This is a genomic window from Candidatus Pelagibacter communis, from assembly GCF_001180105.1.
Lineage (GTDB): Bacteria > Pseudomonadota > Alphaproteobacteria > Pelagibacterales > Pelagibacteraceae > Pelagibacter > Pelagibacter ubique_K.
The window spans coordinates 1-3,284 of the sequence record NZ_CVSO01000057.1; the positions used below are offsets into that span (position 1 = coordinate 1).

Annotated in this window: 3 protein-coding genes and 1 pseudogene; all 4 read left to right on the forward strand. The window is 31.4% G+C overall.

All coding sequences use genetic code 11. The features are described from left to right. Positions 1–449, forward strand: a pseudogene (locus AMN84_RS03650) (amino acid ABC transporter substrate-binding protein); the annotation flags it as partial. Positions 450–512: 63 nt separating this feature from the next. Continuing rightward, positions 513–1,664, forward strand: a complete 1,152-nt coding sequence (locus tag AMN84_RS03655; protein ID WP_075483469.1) for an amino acid ABC transporter permease — start codon at positions 513–515, stop codon at positions 1,662–1,664. Positions 1,665–1,705: 41 nt separating this feature from the next. After that, positions 1,706–2,935 carry an amino acid ABC transporter permease gene (locus tag AMN84_RS03660; protein ID WP_256998154.1) on the forward strand — a complete coding sequence of 410 codons (1,230 nt, stop codon included), beginning with the start codon at positions 1,706–1,708 and terminating at the stop codon, positions 2,933–2,935. Continuing rightward, a partial coding sequence (locus tag AMN84_RS03665; protein ID WP_143755546.1) for an ATP-binding cassette domain-containing protein occupies positions 2,935–3,284 on the forward strand: 350 nt, incomplete at its 3' end. The genes AMN84_RS03660 and AMN84_RS03665, both read left to right, overlap by 1 nt.

Below are 3,284 nucleotides of genomic sequence, written 5' to 3' on the forward strand. Positions count from 1 at the left end.
GATGTGATACTTACACAACTGATAAATCAGGATTAGCTGCTCAAAGAACTAAAATGAAGAATCCAGACGAACACATTGTTCTTCCAGAAACTATTTCTAAAGAGCCTTTAGGACCAGTTGTAAGACAAGGTGATGCTGTTTGGGAAGATATCGTAAGATGGTCATTAAATACTATGATCGAAGCAGAAGAATACGGTATTACTTCATCAAATGCTGACTCAATGAAAACTTCTGATAACCCACAAATCAAAAGACTTGTTGGTGCAGAAGGTGAAATGGGTGCTGCTTTTGGTTTAGATAACGAGTGGAACTTAAGAATTATCAAGCAAGTTGGAAACTACGGTGAAAGCTACAAGAGAAATATAGCTGACACAGGTATTTTACCAGATAGAGGTCCAAATCAATTATGGACAAAAGGCGGAATTTTATACGTTCCACCAGCAAGATAATTCATCTTAAAATACTTAAAAAGGGCTAGATTTATCTAGCCCTTTTTTTTATTATACGCTCAAATGAATAATAAAATTAAAAGAATTCTTCCCCAACTTTTAACCATCCTATTCGTAGTTTTAGTTTTTGGTTTTTTTACAATTAATGCACAAGTCAATATGGATAATAGAGGTATTGATTTCGGATTTGGGTTTCTATCACAAGAAGCTTCTTTTGATATGCAGTTCACTTTATTGGATTATGATGGTCAAGACTCTTACCTTTGGGCTTATGTAGTAGCTTTACTAAATACACTTTTAGTATCTTTTTTAGGTATAATATTTTGTACTATTTTAGGTGTTGTAATTGGTGTTGCCAGACTATCGCAAAATTTTTTAATTAAGAATTCAGCAGCTTGGTATGTAGAGTTCTTCAGAAACATACCCTTATTATTACAAATATTCTTTTGGTATTACGCTGCATTAAGAGCATTACCGCTTCCTGAAAATGCTCAACCTTGGTTCGGTGTAACTTATATGACTATTAAAGGTTATTACATTCCTTCTATGATTTGGGAAAATTTAAATGTGTTTATGTCATGCTTGATAGCTTCAATTATAGCTATTATCTTTATTAGAGTTTATGCAAGAAAAATTCAGGAAAGAGAGGGTAAACAATTACCTGTTTTATATATATCGTTAGCTTTAATTACTATTTTGCCATTACTTTCATTTTTAATTGGGGGAGTAACCCTTGATTTTGAAATGCCAGTATTGAAACAATTGGCACAAACATCATTTATTTTTGAGGGTGGAATTGCATTACCACCTGAATTGATAGCTTTAGTTTTAGCACTTTCACTTTATACATCAACTTTCGTAGCAGAATGTGTAAGAGCTGGAATTCAAGGAATAAGCAAAGGTCAAAAAGAGGCCGCAGCTTCGGTTGGTCTAACACCTAATCAAATTTTAAAATTAGTTATTATGCCACAAGCACTAAGAATTATTATTCCACCAACAACAAATCAATATTTAAATTTAACAAAAAATTCATCCCTAGCTGCTGCTATTGCATATCCAGATTTAGTTTTAGTTTTTGCAGGAACGGCTTTGATGCAAACAGGTAAAGCAATTGAGATTGTTGGTATTACGATGTTAACTTATTTATCAATTAGTTTAGCAATTGCTGCACTAATGAATTGGTACAACAAAAGAATAGAAATTAAGGAAAAATAAAAATGAATTTGAGTTTAAATAGAATTAAAAGCCAAAACCAAATGACCAATATTTACATTGGAAGCGCTTTATTAATCTTAAGTATTCTTGATGTATTTTTAAATTCTTTTTTTAGAATTAATATTAGTGGTTCTTTACCAGGAAATTTGAGTATTTTTTTCCCTCTAATTCTTGGTTTTTTAGGTTTGTCTTATTTAAGAACTGAATACAGTGGATATAAATTTTTAGACTCTTTGAATAAGAATATTAATACAACTAACTTCAATGCATTTCTTACATTATTTATAACTTTTGCTCTTTTAAAAGCTTTTCCTCCAGCACTAAGTTGGATGGTGCTAGACGCCAATATATCTGGTGATACAAAAGAAGCATGTACAGGTACAGGAGCTTGTTGGACATACATAAAAGTTTGGTTCAAGAGATTTATGTACGGAATGTACCCTAATGAACTTCATTGGAGAATAAATTCTGCATTTTTATTAGTTATAGGACTTGGTTTTGTTGGTTACTTTTTTAAAGAAAATTTAAAAAAATACTTAGCTTTATATTATGTAGTAATCTATCCAATAATTGCTTTCTTAATAATCTATTATTTGATTTCAGGTGGATCATTTGGTTTAGTTTGGGTAGAAACTGGAGCCTGGGGCGGTTTATCTTTAACCTTTATTGTCTCATTTTTTTGTTTAATTTTCTGTTTTCCACTTGGAATGATCTTGGCATTAGGAAGAAGATCTAATCTACCAGCTATAAAATATATTTCAGTTGGTTACATTGAATTTTGGAGGGGAGTTCCATTAATAACAGTATTATTTATGTCATCAGTAATGTTTCCAATGTTTTTACCTCAAGATTTCTTCATGGATAAATTAGTTAGAGTAATCATAGCTATAACTTTGTTTGAAGCGGCATACTGTGCTGAAGTTATTAGAGGTGGTTTACAAGCTCTACCTAGAGGTCAATACGATGCAGCGAAATCTTTAGGAATGGGATATTGGAAAATGCATATTTTTGTAATATTACCACAAGCTTTGAAATTAGTTATCCCTGGAATTGCAAATACATTTTTAGCATTGGTTAAAGATACACCGTTAATATTTGTAGTTGGCTTAGCTGAAATTGCAGGAATGCTTGCTTTAGCTAAAACAAATCCAAAATGGCTTGGTTTTGCTATGGAAGGATATATTTTCGCAGCAATAATTTTCTGGATAATTTGCTATGCAATGAGCAAATATAGTTATAACCTTGAGGAAAAATATAAAACTGAAAGATAATGTCTAGTTCTATAATAAATATTGAAAATGTTAATAAGTGGTTTGGTGATTTCCAAGTTTTAAAAGATATTAACTTAGAGGTACAAGCAAAACAAAAAATTGTAGTATGTGGTCCCTCAGGATCAGGAAAATCAACGTTAATAAGATGTATTAACAGATTAGAAGAGCACCAAGAAGGTAAAATCATCGTTGATGGAACAGAACTTAGTGAAAATACAAAAAATATTGAACAAATTAGAGCTGAGGTTGGCATGGTTTTCCAACAATTTAATTTATTTCCGCATTTATCTATTTTAGATAACTGCACTTTAGCACCTATTTGGGTAAAAAAGATGCCAAAAAAGCAAGC

Coding starts and splice junctions, on each gene's coding strand:
- AMN84_RS03655 (WP_075483469.1), top strand. CDS start 513: ATGAATAATAAAATTAAAAGAATTCTTCCCCAACTTTTAACCATCCTA.
- AMN84_RS03660 (WP_256998154.1), top strand. CDS start 1,706: ATGACCAATATTTACATTGGAAGCGCTTTATTAATCTTAAGTATTCTT.